This is a genomic window from Klebsiella sp. 2019SCSN059 (assembly GCF_021739525.1).
GTDB classification, from domain to species: domain Bacteria; phylum Pseudomonadota; class Gammaproteobacteria; order Enterobacterales; family Enterobacteriaceae; genus Klebsiella; species Klebsiella quasipneumoniae.
Genome location: NZ_JAKKOM010000033.1, coordinates 1 through 20395 on the forward strand (window position 1 = coordinate 1; position 20395 = coordinate 20395).

Consider the following 20395-nt stretch of genomic DNA (forward strand, 5'->3'; position numbering starts at 1 on the left):
TTTCGTCCGAGGACGTTAAGAATCCATGTCACTTTGAGTGCCCACACAGATTGTCTGATAAATTGTTAAAGAGCAGTTGCGACGCGCTTTAGCGCTCTGTCGCGAGGTGGCGTATATTACGCTTTCCTCTTTCAGAGTCAACCCGTTTTTCAGGATTTTTCTCTTCAACCGAACCGGCTGTTTGTGTGAAGTGATTCACATCCGCCGTGTCGATGGAGGCGCATTATAGGGAGCCCGCCGGGAATGACAAGCGGAAAAATACAATCTTATTTCAACCGCTCATCTTTTATACGCAACGCTTATTTTTGCTGCTTTTTAATCGCCGCCGGCAGCTCGGTCAGGCTATTTAGCACCCAATCCGCGGCTTTTTCCGCTTCTTCAGTAACAGGCTTACCGGTACGCACCAGCACTTTAGTACCGACATCAGCGGCCGCTGCAGCCTGCATATCTTCCAGTTTGTCCCCTACCATATAGGAAGCGGCCATATCGATATGCAGATAATCGCGGGCGGAGATCAGCATCCCCGGATGCGGTTTACGGCAATCACAGGTCTGACGGTACTCCTCAACCGCACCCTGCGGGTGATGCGGGCAATAATAGATACCGTCCAGATCGACGCCACGGTCTGCCAGAGACCAGTCCATCCATTCAGTCAGCGTTTCAAACTGGGCTTCGGTAAATTTACCGCGAGCAATACCGGACTGGTTAGTGACCAGCACCAGCGCGTAGCCCATCTCTTTGAGCTCGCGCATTGCGTCAATGACGCCATCGATAAATTCAAAATTGTCGATTTCGTGGACGTAGCCATGATCGACATTAATGGTGCCGTCACGGTCGAGAAAAATTGCGGGTACTGACTTTGCCACCGGTTTGCTCCTGAAAAAGGCTAGTGCCGTTAGTATCGCATGTTTCCGCATGCAAGAAAGTGCTCATTATAAAGAGTCAGATTGATTTAGACGTCTGGATGCCTTAACATCCATTTCATTGCCAGGCATCGCCTGGATACGGCAGAAGAAAATGCCACGGCAAACGGCTAAACGATAATAAATAACTGATGATTAAACTTTCCAATATCACCAAAGTGTTCCAGCAGGGGAATCGCAGCATTCAGGCGCTGAACAATGTCAGCCTGCATGTCCCTGCCGGACAAATTTACGGCGTCATCGGTGCCTCAGGCGCCGGTAAAAGTACGCTGATTCGCTGCGTTAACCTGCTGGAGCGCCCGACCGAGGGCAGCGTACAGGTTGACGGTCAGGAACTGACTGCGCTGTCGGAAAAAGAGCTAACCCGCGCTCGCCGTCAGATTGGCATGATTTTCCAGCATTTTAACCTGCTGGCATCCCGCACCGTTTTCGGCAACGTAGCGTTACCCCTGGAGCTGGATAACACGCCGCAGGCAGAAATCAAACGCCGTGTGACGGAGCTGCTGGATCTTGTCGGCCTGGGCGATAAGCACGACAGCTATCCGGCTAATCTCTCCGGCGGCCAGAAACAGCGTGTCGCCATTGCCCGCGCGCTGGCCAGTAACCCCAAGGTGCTGCTGTGCGATGAAGCCACCAGCGCCCTGGATCCGGCCACCACCCGTTCCATTCTCGAACTGCTGAAAGACATTAACCGTCGTCTGGGGCTGACCATCCTGCTGATCACCCACGAAATGGATGTGGTGAAACGCATCTGCGACTGCGTGGCGGTGATTAGCAACGGCCAGTTGATTGAACAGGACACGGTGAGCGAAGTCTTCTCCCATCCGAAGACGCCGCTGGCCCAGCAGTTTATTCAGTCGACGCTGCACCTGGATATTCCTGATGACTACCAGGCGCGCCTGAAACCTACCGCCACAGCGGATAGCGTACCGATGCTGCGCATGGAATTTACCGGCCACTCCGTCGATGCGCCGCTGCTTTCTGAAACCGCGCGTCGCTTCAACGTGAATAACAACATTATTAGCGCGCAGATGGATTATGCCGGCGGGGTGAAGTTCGGCATCATGCTGACCGAAATGCACGGTACACAGGAAGACACTCAGGCGGCTATCGCCTGGCTGCAGGAACATCATGTAAAAGTAGAGGTATTGGGTTATGTCTGAGGCAATGATGTGGCTGCTCTTGCGCGGCGTATGGGAAACGCTGGCAATGACCTTTGTCTCCGGCTTCTTCGGTTTTGTCCTTGGTCTGCCGGTGGGCGTGCTGCTGTACGTGACCCGTCCGGGGCAAATCGTCGCCAATGCTAAACTGTACCGGACCCTGTCGGCGCTGGTGAACATTTTCCGCTCCATCCCGTTCATTATCCTGCTGGTCTGGATGATCCCGTTTACCCGCGTGATCGTCGGCACCTCAATCGGCCTGCAGGCGGCGATCGTGCCGTTGACGGTGGGCGCCGCGCCGTTTATCGCTCGCATGGTGGAGAACGCCCTGCTGGAGATCCCGACCGGCCTTATCGAAGCCTCCCGGGCGATGGGCGCCACGCCGCTGCAGATCGTGCGTAAGGTTCTGCTGCCTGAAGCGCTGCCGGGTCTGGTCAACGCCGCCACCATCACCCTGATCACCCTGGTGGGCTATTCCGCCATGGGCGGCGCGGTGGGCGCCGGCGGTCTGGGGCAGATTGGTTATCAGTATGGCTATATCGGCTACAACGCCACCGTAATGAATACCGTACTGGTATTGCTGGTTATTCTGGTTTATTTAATTCAATTCTCTGGCGATCGCATCGTCCGGGCTGTGACTCATAAATAACGTTATTGGCAGACAACACTCATTCTTACAGGAAGGAAATAACATGGCCTTTAATTTCAAAACCTTTGCGGCAGTTGGTGCGTTAATCGGTTCTCTGGCGCTGGTGGGTTGCGGTCAGGATGAAAAAGATCCGAATCATATTAAAGTCGGCGTTATCGTCGGGGCGGAGCAGCAGGTCGCTGAAGTCGCGCAGAAAGTGGCAAAAGAGAAGTATGGCCTTGACGTTGAGCTGGTGACCTTCAACGATTACGTTCTGCCGAACGAAGCGCTGAGCAAAGGCGATATCGACGTCAACGCCTTCCAGCATAAACCGTATCTCGACCAGCAGATTAAAGACCGCGGCTACAAGCTGGTGGCTGTCGGCAACACCTTCGTCTACCCGATCGCGGGTTACTCGAAGAAAATCAAATCGCTGGACGAACTGCAGCCGGGCTCGCAGATCGCCGTCCCTAACGATCCGACCAACCTCGGTCGTTCTCTGCTGCTGCTGCAGCAGGTGGGCCTGATCAAACTGAAGGACGGCGTAGGCCTGCTGCCGACCTCGCTGGATATCGTCGAGAACCCGAAAAACCTGAAGATTGTTGAACTGGAAGCGCCGCAGCTGCCGCGTTCTCTTGACGACGCGCAGATTGCGCTGGCCGTTATCAACACCACTTACGCCAGCCAGATTGGCCTGACCCCGGCGAAAGACGGCATCTTTGTTGAAGGGAAAGAGTCGCCGTACGTGAACCTGATCGTGGCGCGTGAAGACAATAAAGATGCTGAGAATGTGAAAAAATTCGTTCAGGCTTACCAGAGCGATGAAGTTTACGAAGCAGCAAACAAGATCTTTAACGGCGGCGCAGTGAAAGGCTGGTAATCTTTTCTCACCGTAATATCATTCAGGACGGGCTTCACGCCCGTCTTGTCATTTATGCAAGCACCTGATTCAATAACGCCCTGTTTTTTATTCATTGAGGAAATACTATGCGTGCTTTACCGGTCTGTTTGTTAGCACTCATGTTAAGCGGTTGTTCCATGCTAAGCAGATCTCCCGTTGAACCTGTTCAAAGCACTGCAACTCCCCCGGTTAAATCGGAGCCGAGCAAACCACGCGCAACCCGTCCGGCGCCGGTACGTATTTATACCGATGCGTCAGAGCTGGTAGGTAAACCATTCCGCGATCTGGGGGAAGTGTCTGGCGAGTCCTGCCAGGCCTCGAATCAGGATTCTCCGCCGAATATCCCTACCGCCCGCAAGCGCCTGCAGATTAATGCCGCACGTATGAAAGCCAATGCTGTCCTGCTGCACCGCTGCGAAGTGACCAGCGGCACCCCAGGCTGCTACCGTCAGGCGGTTTGTCTGGGCTCGGCGCTTAACGTCTCGGCGCAATGAGTGCATTTCAGTTCGCGCAGATAGGCGTGATCCGCTCGCCGTATAAAGAGAAGTTTGCCGTACCTCGCCAGCCGGGTCTGGTCAAGCACGGCGGCGGAGAACTCCATCTGATCGCGCCCTACAACCAGGCCGACGCCGTGCGTGGTCTGGAAAGCTTCAGCCATCTGTGGATCCTGTTTGTGTTTCATCAGACCATGGAAGGCGGCTGGCGTCCGACGGTGCGCCCTCCCCGTCTCGGGGGCAACGCGCGTATGGGCGTCTTCGCCACCCGCTCCACCTTTCGCCCCAATCCCATTGGCATGTCTCTGGTTGAGCTGAAGGGCGTTCGCTGTCAGAAAGAGCAGGTGATACTGGAACTCGGCAGCCTCGATCTCGTCGACGGTACGCCGGTGGTCGACATCAAACCCTATCTGCCGTTTGCCGAAGCGCTGCCCAACGCGCACGCCAGCTACGCGCAACAGGCGCCGCAGGCGGATCAGGTCGTCAGTTTTACCGCCGACGTCGAAACGCAGCTTTTGCATCTGGAGAAGCGTTATCCGCACCTGAAGGCGTTTATCCGAGAGGTGCTGGCGCAGGATCCGCGTCCGGCCTACCGTAAGGAGGAAGAGGCAGGCAAAAATTACGCCGTCTGGCTGCTGGATTTCAACGTCCGCTGGCGGGTGACTGCCTCCGGTTTTGAAGTCTTTGCCCTCGAAGCGCGCTAATTTTATTTTCCTCTCTTTTGGCATCTTTGCCACACTGGTAAACTAAACCACTTTTTTTGTTTCAGGCTGGGCAACCAGCCTGTTCCGCTCGTTTAACTGGAACCGTTACAACATGCGTACTAGCCAATATCTGCTCTCCACTCTGAAGGAGACACCTGCCGACGCCGAGGTAATCAGCCACCAGCTGATGCTGCGCGCCGGGATGATCCGCAAGCTGGCCTCCGGGTTATACACCTGGCTGCCGACCGGCGTGCGCGTCCTGAAAAAAGTCGAAAACATCGTGCGTGAAGAGATGAACAACGCCGGTGCGATCGAGGTGTTAATGCCGGTCGTTCAGCCATCTGAACTGTGGCAGGAGAGCGGTCGCTGGGAGCAGTACGGCCCGGAACTGCTGCGCATAGCCGATCGTGGCGATCGTCCGTTCGTCCTCGGTCCAACCCACGAAGAGGTCATCACCGATCTGATCCGCAACGAGCTGAACTCCTATAAGCAGCTGCCGCTGAACTTCTATCAGATCCAGACCAAATTCCGCGACGAAGTGCGCCCGCGTTTCGGCGTGATGCGCTCCCGCGAATTCCTGATGAAAGATGCGTACTCTTTCCATACTTCGCAGGAATCGCTGCAGGAAACCTACGATGCGATGTACGCCGCTTACAGCAAAATCTTCAGCCGTATGGGGCTGGATTTCCGCGCGGTACAGGCTGATACCGGCTCCATCGGCGGCAGCGCCTCTCATGAATTCCAGGTGCTGGCGCAGAGCGGCGAAGACGATGTGATCTTCTCCGACAGCTCCGACTACGCGGCAAACATCGAATTTGCGGAAGCCGTTGCGCCGAAAACGCCGCGCGCGGACGCCACCCAGGAGTTGACCCTGGTCGACACGCCGAACGCCAAAACCATCGCCGAGCTGGTTGAGCAGTTCAACCTGCCGATCGAAAAAACCGTGAAAACCCTGCTGGTGAAAGCGGTTGAAGATAGCGCTTCCCCGCTGGTTGCCCTGCTGGTGCGCGGCGATCACGAGCTGAACGAAGTGAAAGCGGAAAAACTGCCGCAGGTCGCCAGCCCGCTGACCTTCGCCACCGAAGAAGAGATCCGCGCCCTGGTGAAAGCCGGTCCGGGCTCCCTGGGTCCGGTGAACCTGCCGGTGCCGGTGATTATCGACCGTACTGTGGCGGTGATGAGCGATTTCGCCGCCGGCGCCAACATCGACGGCAAACACTATTTCGGCATCAACTGGGACCGCGATGTCGCCACGCCGGAAGTCGCTGACATCCGTAACGTCGTTGCCGGCGATCCGAGCCCGGACGGCAAAGGTACCCTGCTTATCAAGCGCGGTATCGAAGTGGGTCATATCTTCCAGCTGGGGACGAAGTACTCCGAGGCGATGAAAGCCGCGGTCCAGGGCGAAGATGGCCGCAACCAGATCCTGACCATGGGTTGCTATGGTATCGGGGTCACTCGCGTGGTGGCGGCGGCGATTGAGCAGAACTTTGACGATCGCGGTATTGTCTGGCCGGATGCGATTGCGCCGTTCCAGGTGGCGATCCTGCCGATGAACATGCATAAATCTTACCGTGTGCAGGAGCTGGCGGAGAAACTGTACGCCGAGCTGAGCGCCCAGGGTATTGAAGTGCTGATGGACGATCGTAAAGAGCGTCCGGGCGTGATGTTCGCCGATATGGAGCTGATCGGTATCCCGCACACCATCGTGCTGGGCGATCGTAACCTCGACAACGACGATATCGAATACAAGTATCGTCGCAACGGTGAGAAGCAGCTGATCAAGACCGGGGATATTGTGGAATATCTGGTTAAAGCGATAAAAGGCTAATCACCCAACTCAGGGCCCTGAACGGATGTCAGGGCCTTTTTTTTACAAGGACTGTACCCATGACTGCACCTCTCCTCAGCAGCGGGCTGCTTACCTCCGCCCTGCTCCTGCTTACCGCCTGCACTGTAGACGTCGGCCGCAGCGCCCCTTCCGCATCCGCTATCGATGGCCGCTCACCGCCATGGGCTGTCACCCTCCAGCGTCAAAGCTCGATTGCCGGCAGCGGACTGCGCGAAATCGCCGAAAACGACCTTCATTCCGGCGACCTGCTTTTCCCGCGCAGGAGCCGGACAATCAGTGTCCGCAGTCCTTCCCAGGAATAAATTTGCCAGCCTGATCCGTCATCAGCGTTTTCATCATTTCGCCGGTATCCGGGTTCGCCTCGAGGGTAAAGTGCCCCTCCACCACCAGCAGCACCGGACGTGAATCATTGCCGCGGGCAGCGGCATAATCCCGCTCAAGCTGGGCATTATTCGCCACCGCGACGCGTTTACCGGTCGCGCAATCAGTAAAGGTTGCCGCATCGGCCATATAGAAGTACATACCACGCATCGCCATCGGGGTGGTCGGCAGGCTGGCCTTCACCGGCTCCAGGGTATAGTTGAGGGGAGACTGAATGGGGCTCCCGTTGCGGTCGAGCATCTCCAGCTTGTCGCCCTTCGCGCGAAAGTACGATTTTTCGCCCTTGCTGTTGGTCAGTACCAGCTTATCCGCCGTACGCGCCCAGGTGCCGTAAGAGGCAAAGGAGGATGGTTCACGACGCGCGCCCTGGTAGTGCTCATTCATCACCCAGGTGCCGTCTTTTTCCAGGAACAGCGAGGTGTCGATGCCTTCGCAATCCGCGCAAGGCAGCACCCCGCGCCAGCTTTGCTGCATCGGCTTGAGCTCTTCCATCGCCGCCGGCTGGACCGTGTCAGTTTCGGCGCGATGGTTACAACCAAACAGCGCGAACAGCGAACAGGCCGCTATCACGGAGAATATGATTTTCTTCACTCTACTTTCCTTATGATCCATTCCACCCGTTCGCCGACGCCTTCACTGGCGAACTTTCCCACGCAGCGCCTTCACTGGCGAACTTTCCCACGCAGCGCCTTGACTGAGGACTTTTGCGCCTTGGAAGCAAGGCGTCGCTCTTTGGATGCCCGAGTCGGTCGCGTCTCCCGGCGACTTTTTTGCACTGCGGTCAATTCTTTGATAAGGGCCACCAGCCGGGCGATCGCCGCTTCGCGGTTCATCTCCTGACTGCGATATTCCTGAGCCTTAATGATAACCACACCGTCAGCAGAAATTAAGTGGTGGCTGGCGGCGAGCAGGCGCTCTTTGTAAAACGCCGGCAGGCTCGAGGCTTTAATATCGAAGCGCAGATGGATCGCGGTCGACGCTTTGTTCACGTGCTGGCCCCCGGCCCCCTAGGCGCGAATACCTTCCAGCGTGATCTCGTTATCGGCAATGGCCACGCTGCGGCTGATAGTAATCATGCCGGCCCTTGCCAGGCGGTAAGCTGAATTTCCAGATTATTCTGAGCATCGGACAACCAGATGCTCCCCTCCTGCAAAGTGGCCTGCAGCGTCATCGTGCGGTCGGCAAAAGCGCTAAGCTGCGCCAGCTGTGCATCATCAAGATACCAGATAGTCAGCTTCGGGTACGCCGCAAGCTTGTTCTGATTCTGCTGCCACCAGATTTCAGCCGCCCGGCTGTTATAGGCAAACAACGCCACCGCCTGCGCCCGCGAGCAGGCTTTCTTGAGACGTTTCTCGTCCGGCAGCCCCAGCTCGATCCACAGATCAACCCCGAGATGATCGTTAAGCAGCCACAGCTCCGGCTCGTCGTCTGACGAGAGGCCGCGCGTAAACTGCAGCCGCTCATCGGCATATTTGATCCACGCCAGCAGGCGCAGCATCATGCGCTCCTGGGTTTCCGATGGGTGCTGCGCCAGCGTCAGGTTAGCATCCAGAAACTGGTTGCGATCCAGATCGGCTACATTCACCGCGGCTTTATATATCGTCGCTTTCAGCGCCATGAACAAACTCCTGAAAAAAATGGCGTACATTGTAGCGAAACTGGCGACAAAAGGCTGTCAGCAATCGCAGCAACCTGTTTCATCCTGCTGAAATTGCTTAAATGACTATGATATAGTTCCCTTGCTAAACAGAGTTTATCTTCGTAGGCTTAAACTTGCATCCCACGGTTGAGTCAGAACGCTGACAGGAGGGCATGTGGACCACTATTGTGAGTTAATACGCAAGCGGTATGCGGAAATAGCCAGCGGAGACTTAGGGTATATCCCGGATGCGCTGGGTTGCGTGTTGAAAGTATTGAATGAGATTGCGGCGGATGAGGCCCTTTCGGAGTCAGTCAGGGAAAAGGCCGCTTATGCGGCAGCAAACTTACTGGTGAGCGATTATGTCAATGAATGATACTTATCAACCCATTAACTGCGATGATTACGACAACCTGGAGCTGGCCTGCCAGCATCACCTGGTGCTGACGCTGGCGCTGAAGGATGGCGAACAGCTGCAGGCGAAGGCCAGCGATCTAATCTCGCGTAAAAATATCGAGTATCTTGTGGTCGAACTCGCCGGCAACGTCCGCGAGCTGCGCCTGGATAAAATCGCCAGCTTCAGTCACCCGGAAATCGGCACCGTGGTGGTGAGCGAATCCTGAATCAAAACGGGCTTAACCGCCCGTTTTCCTCCACGCCAGACTGATCCCTTCCCCGTCTTTGACTTCACCTTCGTTAGTCACAAACAGATCGTCCGCTGCGGCAATCGGCGTTTCGCCGTAAAACAGCAGCGGCGTGGTGTCTCGTCGCCACGGAGCAACGCCCAGCTCCTGCCAGATCTTCTTCAGCTTACGGCCGCCATGACGCCCGACGATATGCAGATGGCCGCTGGCGCGAAAGCGGACGGTGACTGGCTCATCCGCCGGGGGCGGGCGCAGCCTGCCGCCCGGCTGCAGCACCAGCTCACCAAGACCGTCCGCCAGCCGCAGCGGTTGGCGCCAGTCTTTCCAGCGCTGGACGCTGTCCGTCTGCCCGGGTACATATCTCACCCAGTACAAGCGCTGCTGAAAACGGCGGACGGTAAATTCCCCCAACCGCAGGCAGGGGCTGGCATCTTCCCGCGCCAGCGCCACCTCGTGCCAGAGGCGCTCAGGCACCTCGCGGGCCGGCATCGGCGCCTGCTGCCCGGCGAGCCAGCGACGCAGCAACGCCGCGCGGCGGGGAGAACTCATCGACGTCAGCGGCGCGATAGCCAGTGACCCGTCTTCGGCCACCAGCGACGCCAGCTCCGCCGCCAGCATCTCGTCCAGCAGCTGCTCCTGCTCGGCGCATAGGCTGGCGCTGCGGGCGACGGCCTCGCTAAAGTGCAGCCAGCGCTCACGCAGCACCGGGATCACCCGCAGGCGCAGGAAGTTGCGGTCATAGGTATCGTCCTGATTACTCTCATCTTCAATCCACGACAGCTGGTGGGCGAGCGCCCACTGGCGCAGCGATTCCCGGGTTTCATTGAGGAGAGGACGCAGCAGTCGACTGCCGGCAAAGGGAGACGATGGCGCCATCGCCGACAGGCCGGTCGGACCGCTGCCGCGTTTTAACGCCAGCAGCAGCGTTTCACACTGATCGTCCTGGTGCTGAGCGGTCACTAACACTTCGCCGGCGCGGAGCGTCTCCTGAAAGGCCTGATAGCGCGCCGCGCGGGCATGGGCCTCGACGCCCAGGCCGCCCCGGGCTAACGTCACGCGATGCACCGCCAACGGCACCTGCCACTGCTGGCAAATTTGCCGACAATGCGCCACCCAGTCGTCTGCGTGGGCGCTAAGGCCGTGATGAACATGCACCGCCCGCAGCGTCAGAGAGGGATCCTGTTCCCGCAGCAGCACCAGCTGATGCAGGAGAACCGTCGAGTCCAGACCGCCGCTGAAGGCCACCAGCAGCTGGCGATGGGGATGAAGCGTATGCGCAATGTTAGCCGTCATAACCACAAACATACCGAGAAGTGATGGCCCGGCACGTTACCGGGCCAGGGTCGCGCTGGCAAGGTTTACTGCTGATATATTTCCAGCGGCAGGTCGTCCGGATCGCTAAAGAAGGTAAAGCGTTTACCGGTAAAGGGATCGACGCGAATCGCTTCGCACTCCACGCCATGCGCCGTCAGGTGCGCCACCGCAGCGTCGATATCATCCACGCTAAAGGCCAGATGACGCAGCCCGCACGCTTCCGGACGACTGGGTCGGGCCGGCGGAAACGGGAACGAGAACAGCTCAATCACATACTCGCCGTTGAGCGCCAGATCGCCCTTCCAGGAGTCACGTTCGGCGCGATAAAACTCGCTTTGCAGCATAAACCCCAGAATATCGCAATAGAACGCTTTACTGCGGGCGTAGTCAGTCGCAATGATGGCAATATGGTGAACCCGTTTCAAACCCAGCATGGTCAAACTCCTTCTGTTAAGCCAGCCACGTTACTCGTGCGCGCCGTTAACGCGCAAGCCTTTCGTCATTTTTTAAGACTCGTACCCGATACACGCCGTCCTCATCGCGCTTCGCGCCGTGAATATCGGTCTCAAACCCAGGGTAATGACGTCCTATTGAGCAGAGCATCAGTAGGAAGTCGAGCACCGCCCGGCTCTCCTCCGTGATCATCTCTCCCGGCATCAGCAGCGGTACGCCCGGCGGATAAGGGAGGATCATGTTGGCCGAAATTCGGCCCACCAGGTTCTCCAGTTCAATGGTTTCCACCTCACCCTTGATCTGGCGCTGCCAGGCATGATGCGGCGTCATTTTCATTTCCGGCAGGACGTCAAAGGCGCTGAGCATCAGCTGCGGCAGCTGGTGCTGGCGGATCAAGCGGTGGATCCCCTGTGCCAGATCCTGGATCCGCATGTTGCGGTAGAAGTCGGGATCTTCCGCGTACAGATCCGGCAACATATTTTTCACCCGCAGATTGAGATCGTAGGCGCGCTTAAATTCGGTCAGGCCGCGCAGCAGACCCATCGCCCGGGTTTTATCGATACCGATGCTAAAGAGGAACAGCAGGTTGTAGGGGCCCGTTTTCTCCACCACCACGCCCCGCTCGTCGAGGAACTTCGCCACCAGCGCCGCCGGGATCCCCTCTTCATCCATATTCCCCTGCTCGTCCATACCCGGCGTCAGAATGGTGACTTTCACCGGATCGAGGTACATATGATCCGCATCGGCATCTTTGAAACCGTGCCAGTCATCGCCCGGCGCCACCGGCCAGCACTCGGCTTTATCCACCGCTTCCGGCTGCCAGATATCAAAGAACCAGCCGTCCGACTCCTCGCGCAGTCGCTGCACCTCTTTGCGGAAATCCAGCGCCCGCTCAATGGAGCGCTGGATCAGGCGCTTACCGGAGTTACCGCGCAGCATCGCCGCCGCGGTCTCAATCGACGCGACGATGGGATAGCTCGGCGACGTAGAGGTATGCATCATAAAGGCTTCATTAAAGGTCTCTTCATCATAGTTGCCCTTAATGTGGATCAGCGAGGCCTGCGACAGCGCGGCCAGCATCTTGTGCGTCGACTGCGTCTCGAAAATGACTTTTCCGGGGATCCGCTCACCGCTCATGCCGCTTTTCCCCTGATATATCGGATGGAAATGGGTATACGGCACCCAGGCGGAATCGAAATGGATCGACGGGACGTCGAGCGTCTCTTTAAGCCAGGTGGTGTTGTAGAGCAGCCCATCGTAGGTGGAGTTGGTGATCACCGCATGCACTGGCCACTGCGCCCCGCCCGTGTCGCGCACTTTCTGCTGAATACTGTCGCGGGTAAACTCGCGCCGGGGGATACCGCCGAGGATCCCTAACGCATTGCGGGTCGGCTTCAGCCACAGGGGAACCACATCGCTCATCATCAGCAGGTGGGCCAGCGATTTGTGACAGTTACGGTCAATCAGCAGGGTACTGCCGGCGGGCGCCGAGTACATACCGACAATTTTATTGGACGTCGAGGTACCGTTGGTCACCATATAGCTTTGCTCGGCGCCAAAGGCGCGAGCGATATACTCCTCCGCCTCCAGATGCGGGCCGGTATGATCCAGCAGGGAGCCCAGCTCGGTGACCGAAATCGAGACATCCGCCTTCAGCGTATTCCCGCCAAAGAAATCATAGAACAGGCAGCCCACCGGGCTTTTCTGATAGGCGCTACCGCCCATATGACCCGGCGTACAGAAGGTATATTTCCCCTCCTGCACATAGTTAAACAGCGCGCGGGTAAATGGCGGGGTGATATTGTCCAGGTACTCGCGGGTATACTGCCCGATGCGGGTGGCGATCTCTTCGGAGAGTCCCAGCGCATATTCGAAGAACCACAGCGTCATGCGCAGATCCTGACTGCTGACGTCCATCGTCGAGTGGGCGTTAATAAAGGCGTACAGAGGCAGATATTCATTGAGCTGGTTAATATCGCTGCACAGATCGACGCTGTACTCATCCCAGTCGAAGATCACGCCGCAGATGCGCGGGTTGTGCTCGATAAACTGCAGCAGGTCGGCGCTATTTTGCGGCCAGATGGTCTGAAAGCCCTGGCGCTGCAGCGCCGCTTCCAGTTCTTTGATCGGCTCGTCTTTGTGGTAGACGCCGTGAGGCCCCATGATGGCGATGATATTCACGCTTTCCTCCTGGTATTCACCTAAGCCCAGCATCATAGCAATCCCCTGGGCGCATCGCACATAAAAAAAGGGCCGGAAAATCCGGCCCTTAGTGTTTTGCGCTAGCGGAAAACTTAGGCGTAACCGTAGCTCATCAGACGTTGATAGCGGCGGTTCAGCAGCTCTTCTTCGCTGAGAAGATCGAGATCGGCCAGGTCCGCCAGCAGCTGCGCTTTCAGGCTTGCCGCCATCGCTTCCGGGTTGCGGTGGGCGCCGCCCAGCGGTTCCGGAACGATAGAATCGATCAGCTTCAGCTCTTTCAGACGCGGGGCGATAATGCCCATCGCTTCCGCAGCCAGCGGCGCTTTATCCGCGCTCTTCCACAGAATGGAGGCGCAGCCTTCCGGCGAAATCACCGAATAGGTGCTGTACTGCAGCATATTGACCTTGTCACCCACGCCAATCGCCAGCGCGCCGCCGGAGCCGCCTTCGCCGATCACGGTGCAGATAACCGGCACGCTCAGACGCGACATCTCACGCAGGTTGCGGGCAATCGCTTCCGACTGGCCGCGCTCTTCCGCGCCGACGCCCGGGTAGGCGCCCGGGGTGTCGATAAAGGTGATGATCGGCATTTTAAACCGCTCAGCCATCTCCATCAGGCGCAGCGCTTTGCGGTAGCCTTCCGGGGCCGGCATACCAAAGTTGCGACGAATTTTTTCTTTGGTTTCGCGACCTTTCTGGTGGCCGATGATCATCACCGGACGACCGTCAAGACGCGCGATACCGCCGACAATCGCTTTATCGTCAGCGAAGGCGCGGTCACCGGCCAGTTCGTCAAATTCGTCGAACGCCAGGCGGACATAATCCAGGGTGTAAGGACGGCGCGGGTGGCGCGCCAGTTGCGCAACCTGCCATGCACCGAGATCGGCGAAGATTTTGCGCGTCAGCTCTACGCTTTTCTCGCGCAGACGATGCACCTCTTCGTCGATGTTAATATCCAGTTTCTCATCCTGACGGCTTACCGCAGTCAGGGAATCGATTTTCGCTTCCAGCTCTGCAATCGGCTGTTCAAAATCTAGGAAATTCAGACTCATAGTATTCCTGTATTAGTCAAACTCCAGTTCCACCTGCTCCGAGCCGATAAGGCCACGCAGATCGTTGAGTAAACGATCGCTCGGAGAGACGCGCCATGTTGCGCCGAAACGCAACCGCGCGCGTGCATCCGCCCTCTGATAGTAGAGGTGCACTGGAATGGTTCCCGAACGGTGGGGTTCCAGAGACTGACGGAGTCGGTTTAAAAGCTGGTCATCAATTTGCCTGTCCGTCAGCGAGATAGCAAGCCCGCGAGCATATTTTTCCCGGGCTTCGTCAATGTCCATGACTTCACGGGCGGTCATTTTAAGCCCCCCGCTAAAGTCATCAAAGCTGACCTGTCCGCTGACGATAAGTATGCGGTCTTTTTCCAGCAACTGCTGATATTTATCCAGCGCGTCGGTGAATAACATCACCTCCAGCCGCCCGGAACGGTCATCCAGGGTACAGATGCCGATACGATTGCCGCGCTTGGTGACCATTACCCGCGCCGCAATCACCAGCCCCGCCGCCGTGGTCACTTTTCCACGATCGGTCGGATGCATGTCTTTGAGCCTCACGCCGCCGACGTAGCGCTCAATCTCTTTCAAATACTGGTTAATCGGGTGCCCGGTCAGGTACAGCCCCAGGGTCTCCCTTTCACCATCCAGCACCACCTGCTCAGGCCACGGCTGGCAGCTGGCGTAGGACTGTTCAATCTGCTCAGGCTCTTCCGCCAGCACGCCGAACATATCGGCCTGGCCGATGGCCTCGGCTTTGGCGTGCTGATCGGCGGCTTTCAGCGCATCGCCCAGTGAATTCATCAGCGCCGCGCGATGCGGACCGAGACGATCGAACGCCCCGGACATAATCAGTTTTTCCAGCACCCGACGGTTGAGCTTTTTAATATCGGTCCGCGCACAAAGGTCGAACAGCTCGCGGAAATAACCGCCGTTGTTACGCGCCTCAATGATCGCTTCGATCGGCCCTTCGCCGACGCCCTTGATGGCGCCGATACCGTAGACGATCTCGCCGTCGTCGTTGACGTGGAAATGGTACAGGCCGGAGTTAATATCCGGGGGCAAAATTTTCAGCCCCATACGCCAGCACTCGTCCACCAGGCCAACGACCTTCTCGGTGTTGTCCATATCGGCGGTCATTACCGCCGCCATAAACTCAGCCGGATAGTGCGCCTTAAGCCACAGCGTCTGGTAAGAAACCAGCGCGTATGCGGCGGAGTGCGATTTGTTAAACCCGTAACCGGCGAATTTCTCCACCAGGTCGAAGATTTTCATCGCCAGCTCGCCATCAACGCCGTTTTTCTTCGCCCCATCCTCAAAGATAGAACGCTGCTTGGCCATCTCCTCCGGCTTTTTCTTACCCATCGCACGACGCAGCATATCCGCGCCGCCGAGGGTATAGCCGGACAGCACCTGGGCAATCTGCATGACCTGTTCCTGGTACAGGATGATGCCGTAGGTCGGCTCCAGCACCGGTTTCAGGCTTTCATGCTGCCACTGTACGTCCGGATACGAGATCTCTTCGCGGCCGTGCTTACGGTCGATAAAGTTATCTACCATCCCCGACTGCAGCGGGCCCGGGCGGAACAGGGCCACCAGCGCGATCATATCTTCGAAGCAGTCCGGCTGCAGGCGTTTAATCAGATCTTTCATGCCGCGCGATTCAAGCTGGAAGACCGCGGTGGTTTCCGAGCGCTGCAGCATGTCGAAGCTTTTCTTGTCATCCAGCGGGATGGCGGCGATATCCAGCGGCCCTTCGCCGTTCTTCTCACGGCGCTTGTTAATCATCTCCAGCGCCCAGTTAATGATAGTGAGCGTACGCAGACCGAGGAAGTCGAATTTCACCAGCCCGGCGTATTCCACGTCGTTCTTGTCAAACTGGGTAACCGGATGCAGCCCCTGCTCATCGCAATACAGCGGGGCGAAGTCGGTGATTTTGGTCGGCGCGATAACCACGCCGCCCGCATGCTTACCGGCGTTTCGCGTCACCCCTTCCAGCTTACGCGCCATGTCGATCAGCGCTTTCACTTCTTCGTCCGCCTCGTAGATCTCCGGCAGCTGCGGCTCGGCCTCAAAGGCTTTCGCCAGCGTCATGCCCGGATCGGGCGGCACCAGCTTGGAGATGCGGTCGACAAAGCCGTACGGGTGACCCAGCACGCGGCCCACGTCGCGGATGACCGCCTTCGCCGCCATGGTACCGAAGGTGATGATCTGCGATACCGCGTCGCGGCCATACATATCCGCCACGTGCTCGATAACCTGGTCGCGTTTCTCCATGCAGAAGTCGACGTCGAAGTCGGGCATCGAAACACGTTCCGGGTTGAGGAAACGTTCGAACAGCAGGTCGAATTCCAGCGGGTCAAGATCGGTGATCTTCAGCGCGTAGGCCACCAGCGAGCCGGCGCCGGAACCGCGGCCCGGGCCGACCGGCACGCCGTTATCCTTCGACCACTGGATAAACTCCATCACGATCAGGAAGTAGCCGGGGAAGCCCATCTGGTTGATCACCTGCAGCTCGATATCCAGACGCTCGTCGTATTCCGGCCGGCGCTTCGCGCGCACTTCCGGATCCGGGAAGAGGAATTCCAGCCGCTCTTCCAGACCCTCTTTCGATTTCATTACCAGGAAATCTTCCGTGGTCATATCGCCGGTCGGGAACTGCGGCAGGAAATATTCGCCAAGCCGCACGGTGACGTTGCAGCGTTTGGCGATCTCGACGCTGTTTGCCAGCGCTTCCGGAATATCGGCGAACAGCTCGCACATCTCCTCCTCGCTGCGCATATATTGCTGTGGCGAGTAGTTGCGCGGCCGTTTCGGGTCGTCGAGGGTGAAGCCGTCGTGAATAGCGACGCGGATTTCATGGGCGTCAAAGTCGCCAGTGTCGAGGAAGCGGACATCGTTGGTCGCCACCACCGGCAGACCACGAGCTTCCGCCAGCGCTACGGCGGCATGGAGATAACTCTCTTCATCCTGACGACCGGTGCGGATCAGCTCCAGAAAATAGCGATCCGGGAAATGCTCTTCATAGAAGGAGACGCACTGCTCAACCAGCGGCATGTTGCCGCGGATCAGGCTGACGCCGACGTCGCCTTTACGGCCGCCGGAGAGCAGAATCAGCCCTTCCTGATGTTCCACCAGCCAGTCGCGATCGATCCACGGCCCCAGGGCGCCGTAGCCGCGCTGATAGGCGCGGGAAATCAGCAGAGTCAGGTTCTGGTAGCCGGTGTTGTTCGCCGCCAGCACGGTCAGCTCGGTAAATTCGTCGCCGAGCAGGTCGCACTGCACGTGGAAATCGGCGCCGACGATCGGCTTAATCCCCGCGCCGTGTCCCGTCCCGTAGAACTTCACCAGCCCGCAGAGGTTGGTGAAATCGGTGATTGCTAGCGCTGGCATGCCAAGCGAGGCCGCCTTCTTGACCAGCGGCCCGGTCTTTGCCAGCCCATCGATCATGGAATAGTCGCTGTGCACCCGCAGGTGTACGAAACGTGGTTCAGCCATCTTTAGATCCCGGTGACTTAGTTGGACGCCAGGCCCAGGGCACGCTTCACCGGGCCGAAACTGCGCCGGTGATGCTCTGTTGCGCCGTGTTCCTGCAGCTTCTGCAGGTGAACAGCGGTGGGATAGCCTTTATGCTGGGCAAATCCGTAGTGGGGAAATGCGAGGTCCAGCGTGGCCATTTCGGCGTCACGAGTGACTTTTGCCAGAATAGACGCTGCGCTGATTTCTGCCACCCGGCTGTCGCCTTTCACCACCGCCAGGGAGGGCATCGGTAGCGACGGACAGCGGTTGCCATCGATCAGGACAAACTCGGGCACAATGCTCAGGCCGGCGACGGCGCGCTGCATCGCCAGCATAGTGGCATGCAGGATATTCAGCTCATCGATCTCATGCGGCTCGGCGCGCCCAAGGCTCCAGCACAGCGCTTTCTCTTTAATCTCATCGAAGAGCGCCAGTCGACGCTTCTCGCTGAGTTTTTTGGAATCATTCAGACCCACAATCGGCTTCGCCGGATCGAGGATCACCGCCGCGGTCACCACCGCGCCAACCAGGGGGCCACGCCCGACCTCATCGACGCCGGCAACCAGATGGGTATGCGGATAGACGAACTCCATCATTGTTTTGCTAACTCCAGTACGGCATCCGCCGCCTGCTCATCGGCGTTGCAGCGGATCTGCTGATGCAGCGCGCGGAATGTCTCATGCATCTCATGGCTGGTTTTGCCATCGGCCAGCAGCGGCTGCAGGGCGGCAGCCAGCGCCTGCGGCTCGCACTCATCCTGCAGCAGCTCTTTAACCAGCTCGCGCCCGGCCAGCAGGTTCGGCAACGAGACATAGTCGGTTTTAACCAACCGCTTCGCCAGCCAGAAGGTGAACGGCTTCATGCGATAGCCAACCACCATCGGGCATTTCGCCAGCATACACTCCAGCGCCGCCGTCCCGGAGGCCAGCAGCGCGGCGTCGCTGGCGATCATCGCATCTCGCGCCTGGCCGTCCAGCATATGCACGATCATATCCGGCGCCGTCTCAGCTTTAATTCGCTCAAACTGCTCCCGCCGTTTAGCATTAACCAGCGGCACCACCACCTGCAGATCGGGATAGGTAGCCCGCAGAAGTTGCGCGGTTTTCAGAAAGTCCGCACTGAGCATTTCGACTTCCGCGCCGCGGCTACCGGGCAACAGCGCCAGGCAACGCACGTCGTGCGGGATCCCTAACCGGTCGCGCGCGGCGCCTTTGTCAGGATCCAGCGGCATCGCATCCGCCATGGTATGGCCGATAAAGCGGCAGGGAACGTTAAATTTGTCATAAAACGCTTTTTCGAAAGGCAGAAAGGCCAGCACCAGATCGGTGGATCTGCCGATTTTGAAAACGCGTTTTTGTCGCCAGGCCCAGACCGATGGGCTGACGTAGTGAATGGTTTTGATGCCCTGCTTTTTCAGATTCCCTTCGAGGGTAATATTGAAGTCAGGGGCGTCGATACCGACGAAAACATCGGGACGCAGCTCGCCGAAGCGGCGGGTCAAATCGGCGCGAATATGGAGTAAGCGACGCAGGCGACCGAGCACTTCAACAATACCCATCACCGCCAGCTCTTCCATTTCGTACCAGGCTTCACACCCTTCCGCCTGCATCAGCGGTCCCGCCACGCCGACAAAGCGCGCATTCGGGATGCGTGCTTTGAGGGCGCGGATGAGGCCAGCGCCAAGAATATCGCCGGAGGTTTCTCCGGCGACCAGGGCAATCGTCAGGGGACGCTGTTCAGCCATTAACGAATCAAGCCGCGGGTAGAGCGGGCGAAGAAATCGACAAACGGCTGAACTTCAGGATGCTGAGTCGCCAGTTCGGCGATCTCCGGCTTGGCTTCTTCCAGCGTCTTGCCGCTGCGGTACAGCAGTTTATACGCGTTGCGGATCGCGGTAATCGCTTCCCGGCTGAAGCCGCGGCGTTTCAGGCCTTCGATGTTGACGCCGAACGGCGTCGCGTGGTTGCCCTGGGCAATCACGAACGGCGGAACGTCCTGCGCTACGCCGGAGCAGCCGCCAACCATAACGTGTGAGCCAATGACGCAGAACTGGTGCACCGCAGTCATGCCGCCGATAATGACATAATCATCCAGCGAAACATGGCCCGCGAGCGTCGCGTTATTGGCCAGGATGCAGCGATCGCCAAGCGTACAATCGTGCGCCACGTGGGCGTTGATCATCAGCAGGTTATCGTTGCCCACCTTTGTTAATCCACCGCCCTGTACTGTGCCGCGATGAATGGTGACGCTTTCGCGAATGCGGTTGCGATCGCCAATTTCCACCCGGGTTGGTTCGCCAGCATATTTCAGATCCTGGTTAACTTCGCCGATGGAAGCGAACTGATAGATCTCGTTGTCACGGCCGATTTTGGTGTGGCCGTTAACGACAACGTGAGACTTCAGTACGGTGCCTTCGCCGATTTCGACGTTGGCGCCAACAATACAAAACGGACCAATGTGGACGTTAGCGCCAATCACGGCGCCTTCTTCAACAATGGCGGTAGGATGAACAAAAGCGGTTTTATCAATCAC

At 58.0% G+C, this 20395-nt stretch carries 19 protein-coding genes and 2 pseudogenes; 9 read left to right on the top strand and 12 right to left on the bottom strand.

Going from position 1 to position 20395, the window contains the following annotated elements; genetic code table 11:
- Positions 1 to 299: 299 nt before the first annotated feature.
- Positions 300 to 866, bottom strand: a complete 567-nt coding sequence (gene gmhB, locus L2I46_RS23850) for a D-glycero-beta-D-manno-heptose 1,7-bisphosphate 7-phosphatase (protein ID WP_004204479.1) — start codon at positions 864 to 866, stop codon at positions 300 to 302.
- A gap of 188 nt (positions 867 to 1054) precedes the next feature.
- On the opposite strand from gmhB, the gene metN reads away from it, so the two are divergent.
- From metN to L2I46_RS23885, 7 genes and pseudogenes are all read left to right on the top strand, one after another.
- Complete coding sequence (gene metN, locus L2I46_RS23855) at positions 1055 to 2086, top strand: methionine ABC transporter ATP-binding protein MetN (RefSeq protein ID WP_002889450.1); 1032 nt, start codon at positions 1055 to 1057, stop codon at positions 2084 to 2086.
- Positions 2079 to 2732, top strand: coding sequence for a methionine ABC transporter permease MetI (locus L2I46_RS23860; RefSeq protein WP_004204478.1), 654 nt, complete (start codon positions 2079 to 2081; stop codon positions 2730 to 2732). The genes metN and L2I46_RS23860 overlap by 8 nt, the downstream gene beginning before the upstream one ends.
- A 43-nt stretch (positions 2733 to 2775) precedes the next feature.
- Entirely contained in the window at positions 2776 to 3591 is an 816-nt protein-coding gene (metQ, locus tag L2I46_RS23865; protein ID WP_002889445.1) for a methionine ABC transporter substrate-binding lipoprotein MetQ, read from the top strand.
- 107 nt (positions 3592 to 3698) lie between these two features.
- Positions 3699 to 4106: an Rcs stress response system protein RcsF gene (rcsF, locus tag L2I46_RS23870; RefSeq protein ID WP_023292059.1), complete on the top strand. Its 408-nt coding sequence runs from the start codon at positions 3699 to 3701 to the stop codon at positions 4104 to 4106.
- On the top strand, positions 4103 to 4810 hold the full coding sequence (gene tsaA / locus L2I46_RS23875) for a tRNA (N6-threonylcarbamoyladenosine(37)-N6)-methyltransferase TrmO (protein ID WP_032452991.1): 708 nt from the start codon (positions 4103 to 4105) through the stop codon (positions 4808 to 4810). The genes rcsF and tsaA overlap by 4 nt, the downstream gene beginning before the upstream one ends.
- A 112-nt stretch (positions 4811 to 4922) precedes the next feature.
- Positions 4923 to 6641, top strand: a complete 1719-nt coding sequence (proS, locus tag L2I46_RS23880; protein ID WP_032452990.1) for a proline--tRNA ligase — start codon at positions 4923 to 4925, stop codon at positions 6639 to 6641.
- Between the two features lie 59 nt (positions 6642 to 6700).
- Positions 6701 to 6916: pseudogene (locus L2I46_RS23885) on the top strand (YaeF family permuted papain-like enzyme); the annotation flags it as partial.
- A gap of 19 nt (positions 6917 to 6935) precedes the next feature.
- Here the strand turns inward: L2I46_RS23885 and nlpE are convergent.
- From nlpE to L2I46_RS23900, 3 genes and pseudogenes are all read right to left on the bottom strand, one after another.
- Positions 6936 to 7634 (bottom strand): envelope stress response activation lipoprotein NlpE, encoded by a 699-nt coding sequence (nlpE, locus tag L2I46_RS23890; RefSeq protein ID WP_101976373.1) that lies wholly within the window; start codon positions 7632 to 7634, stop codon positions 6936 to 6938.
- Between the two features lie 71 nt (positions 7635 to 7705).
- Positions 7706 to 8119 (bottom strand): annotated as a pseudogene (gene arfB / locus L2I46_RS23895) (alternative ribosome rescue aminoacyl-tRNA hydrolase ArfB).
- Positions 8116 to 8661, bottom strand: a complete 546-nt coding sequence (locus L2I46_RS23900) for a YaeQ family protein (RefSeq protein ID WP_023292054.1) — start codon at positions 8659 to 8661, stop codon at positions 8116 to 8118. Before L2I46_RS23900 ends, arfB begins: the two are co-directional and overlap by 4 nt.
- 196 nt (positions 8662 to 8857) lie before the next feature.
- Between L2I46_RS23900 and L2I46_RS23905 the strand changes: the two genes are divergently transcribed.
- Complete coding sequence (locus L2I46_RS23905; protein WP_002889429.1) at positions 8858 to 9058, top strand: YaeP family protein; 201 nt, start codon at positions 8858 to 8860, stop codon at positions 9056 to 9058.
- Positions 9045 to 9305 (top strand): Rho-binding antiterminator, encoded by a 261-nt coding sequence (gene rof, locus L2I46_RS23910; RefSeq protein ID WP_002889424.1) that lies wholly within the window; start codon positions 9045 to 9047, stop codon positions 9303 to 9305. Before L2I46_RS23905 ends, rof begins: the two co-directional genes overlap by 14 nt.
- A 12-nt stretch (positions 9306 to 9317) precedes the next feature.
- Here the strand turns inward: rof and tilS are convergent, their stop codons facing one another.
- The 8 genes from tilS to lpxA form a co-directional block, all read right to left on the bottom strand.
- A complete protein-coding gene (gene tilS / locus L2I46_RS23915) occupies positions 9318 to 10631 on the bottom strand; it encodes a tRNA lysidine(34) synthetase TilS (RefSeq protein WP_236948279.1) in 1314 nt (437 codons plus the stop codon).
- A 53-nt stretch (positions 10632 to 10684) separates the two neighbouring features.
- Complete coding sequence (locus L2I46_RS23920) at positions 10685 to 11074, bottom strand: VOC family protein (RefSeq protein WP_236948280.1); 390 nt, start codon at positions 11072 to 11074, stop codon at positions 10685 to 10687.
- Between the two features lie 46 nt (positions 11075 to 11120).
- Entirely contained in the window at positions 11121 to 13274 is a 2154-nt protein-coding gene (locus L2I46_RS23925) for a lysine decarboxylase LdcC (protein WP_032429283.1), read from the bottom strand.
- 113 nt (positions 13275 to 13387) lie between these two features.
- Positions 13388 to 14347: an acetyl-CoA carboxylase carboxyl transferase subunit alpha gene (accA, locus tag L2I46_RS23930; protein WP_004145855.1), complete on the bottom strand. Its 960-nt coding sequence runs from the start codon at positions 14345 to 14347 to the stop codon at positions 13388 to 13390.
- Positions 14348 to 14359: 12 nt separating this feature from the next.
- A complete protein-coding gene (gene dnaE, locus L2I46_RS23935) occupies positions 14360 to 17842 on the bottom strand; it encodes a DNA polymerase III subunit alpha (RefSeq protein WP_023292051.1) in 3483 nt (1160 codons plus the stop codon).
- Between the two features lie 17 nt (positions 17843 to 17859).
- The gene (rnhB, locus tag L2I46_RS23940; protein WP_004204458.1) at positions 17860 to 18459 is read right to left on the bottom strand and encodes a ribonuclease HII; all 600 of its coding nucleotides are present in this window, start codon (positions 18457 to 18459) and stop codon (positions 17860 to 17862) included.
- A complete protein-coding gene (gene lpxB / locus L2I46_RS23945) occupies positions 18456 to 19607 on the bottom strand; it encodes a lipid-A-disaccharide synthase (RefSeq protein ID WP_023292050.1) in 1152 nt (383 codons plus the stop codon). Before lpxB ends, rnhB begins: the two co-directional genes overlap by 4 nt.
- Positions 19607 to 20395 (bottom strand): acyl-ACP--UDP-N-acetylglucosamine O-acyltransferase, encoded by a 789-nt coding sequence (gene lpxA, locus L2I46_RS23950; protein WP_004204455.1) that lies wholly within the window; start codon positions 20393 to 20395, stop codon positions 19607 to 19609. The genes lpxB and lpxA overlap by 1 nt, the downstream gene beginning before the upstream one ends.

Coding starts and splice junctions, on each gene's coding strand:
- metN (WP_002889450.1), top strand. CDS start 1,055: ATGATTAAACTTTCCAATATCACCAAAGTGTTCCAGCAGGGGAATCGC.
- L2I46_RS23860 (WP_004204478.1), top strand. CDS start 2,079: ATGTCTGAGGCAATGATGTGGCTGCTCTTGCGCGGCGTATGGGAAACG.
- metQ (WP_002889445.1), top strand. CDS start 2,776: ATGGCCTTTAATTTCAAAACCTTTGCGGCAGTTGGTGCGTTAATCGGT.
- rcsF (WP_023292059.1), top strand. CDS start 3,699: ATGCGTGCTTTACCGGTCTGTTTGTTAGCACTCATGTTAAGCGGTTGT.
- tsaA (WP_032452991.1), top strand. CDS start 4,103: ATGAGTGCATTTCAGTTCGCGCAGATAGGCGTGATCCGCTCGCCGTAT.
- proS (WP_032452990.1), top strand. CDS start 4,923: ATGCGTACTAGCCAATATCTGCTCTCCACTCTGAAGGAGACACCTGCC.
- L2I46_RS23900 (WP_023292054.1), bottom strand. CDS start 8,661: ATGGCGCTGAAAGCGACGATATATAAAGCCGCGGTGAATGTAGCCGAT.
- rof (WP_002889424.1), top strand. CDS start 9,045: ATGTCAATGAATGATACTTATCAACCCATTAACTGCGATGATTACGAC.
- tilS (WP_236948279.1), bottom strand. CDS start 10,631: ATGTTTGTGGTTATGACGGCTAACATTGCGCATACGCTTCATCCCCAT.
- L2I46_RS23920 (WP_236948280.1), bottom strand. CDS start 11,074: ATGCTGGGTTTGAAACGGGTTCACCATATTGCCATCATTGCGACTGAC.
- accA (WP_004145855.1), bottom strand. CDS start 14,347: ATGAGTCTGAATTTCCTAGATTTTGAACAGCCGATTGCAGAGCTGGAA.
- dnaE (WP_023292051.1), bottom strand. CDS start 17,842: ATGGCTGAACCACGTTTCGTACACCTGCGGGTGCACAGCGACTATTCC.
- rnhB (WP_004204458.1), bottom strand. CDS start 18,459: ATGATGGAGTTCGTCTATCCGCATACCCATCTGGTTGCCGGCGTCGAT.
- lpxB (WP_023292050.1), bottom strand. CDS start 19,607: ATGGCTGAACAGCGTCCCCTGACGATTGCCCTGGTCGCCGGAGAAACC.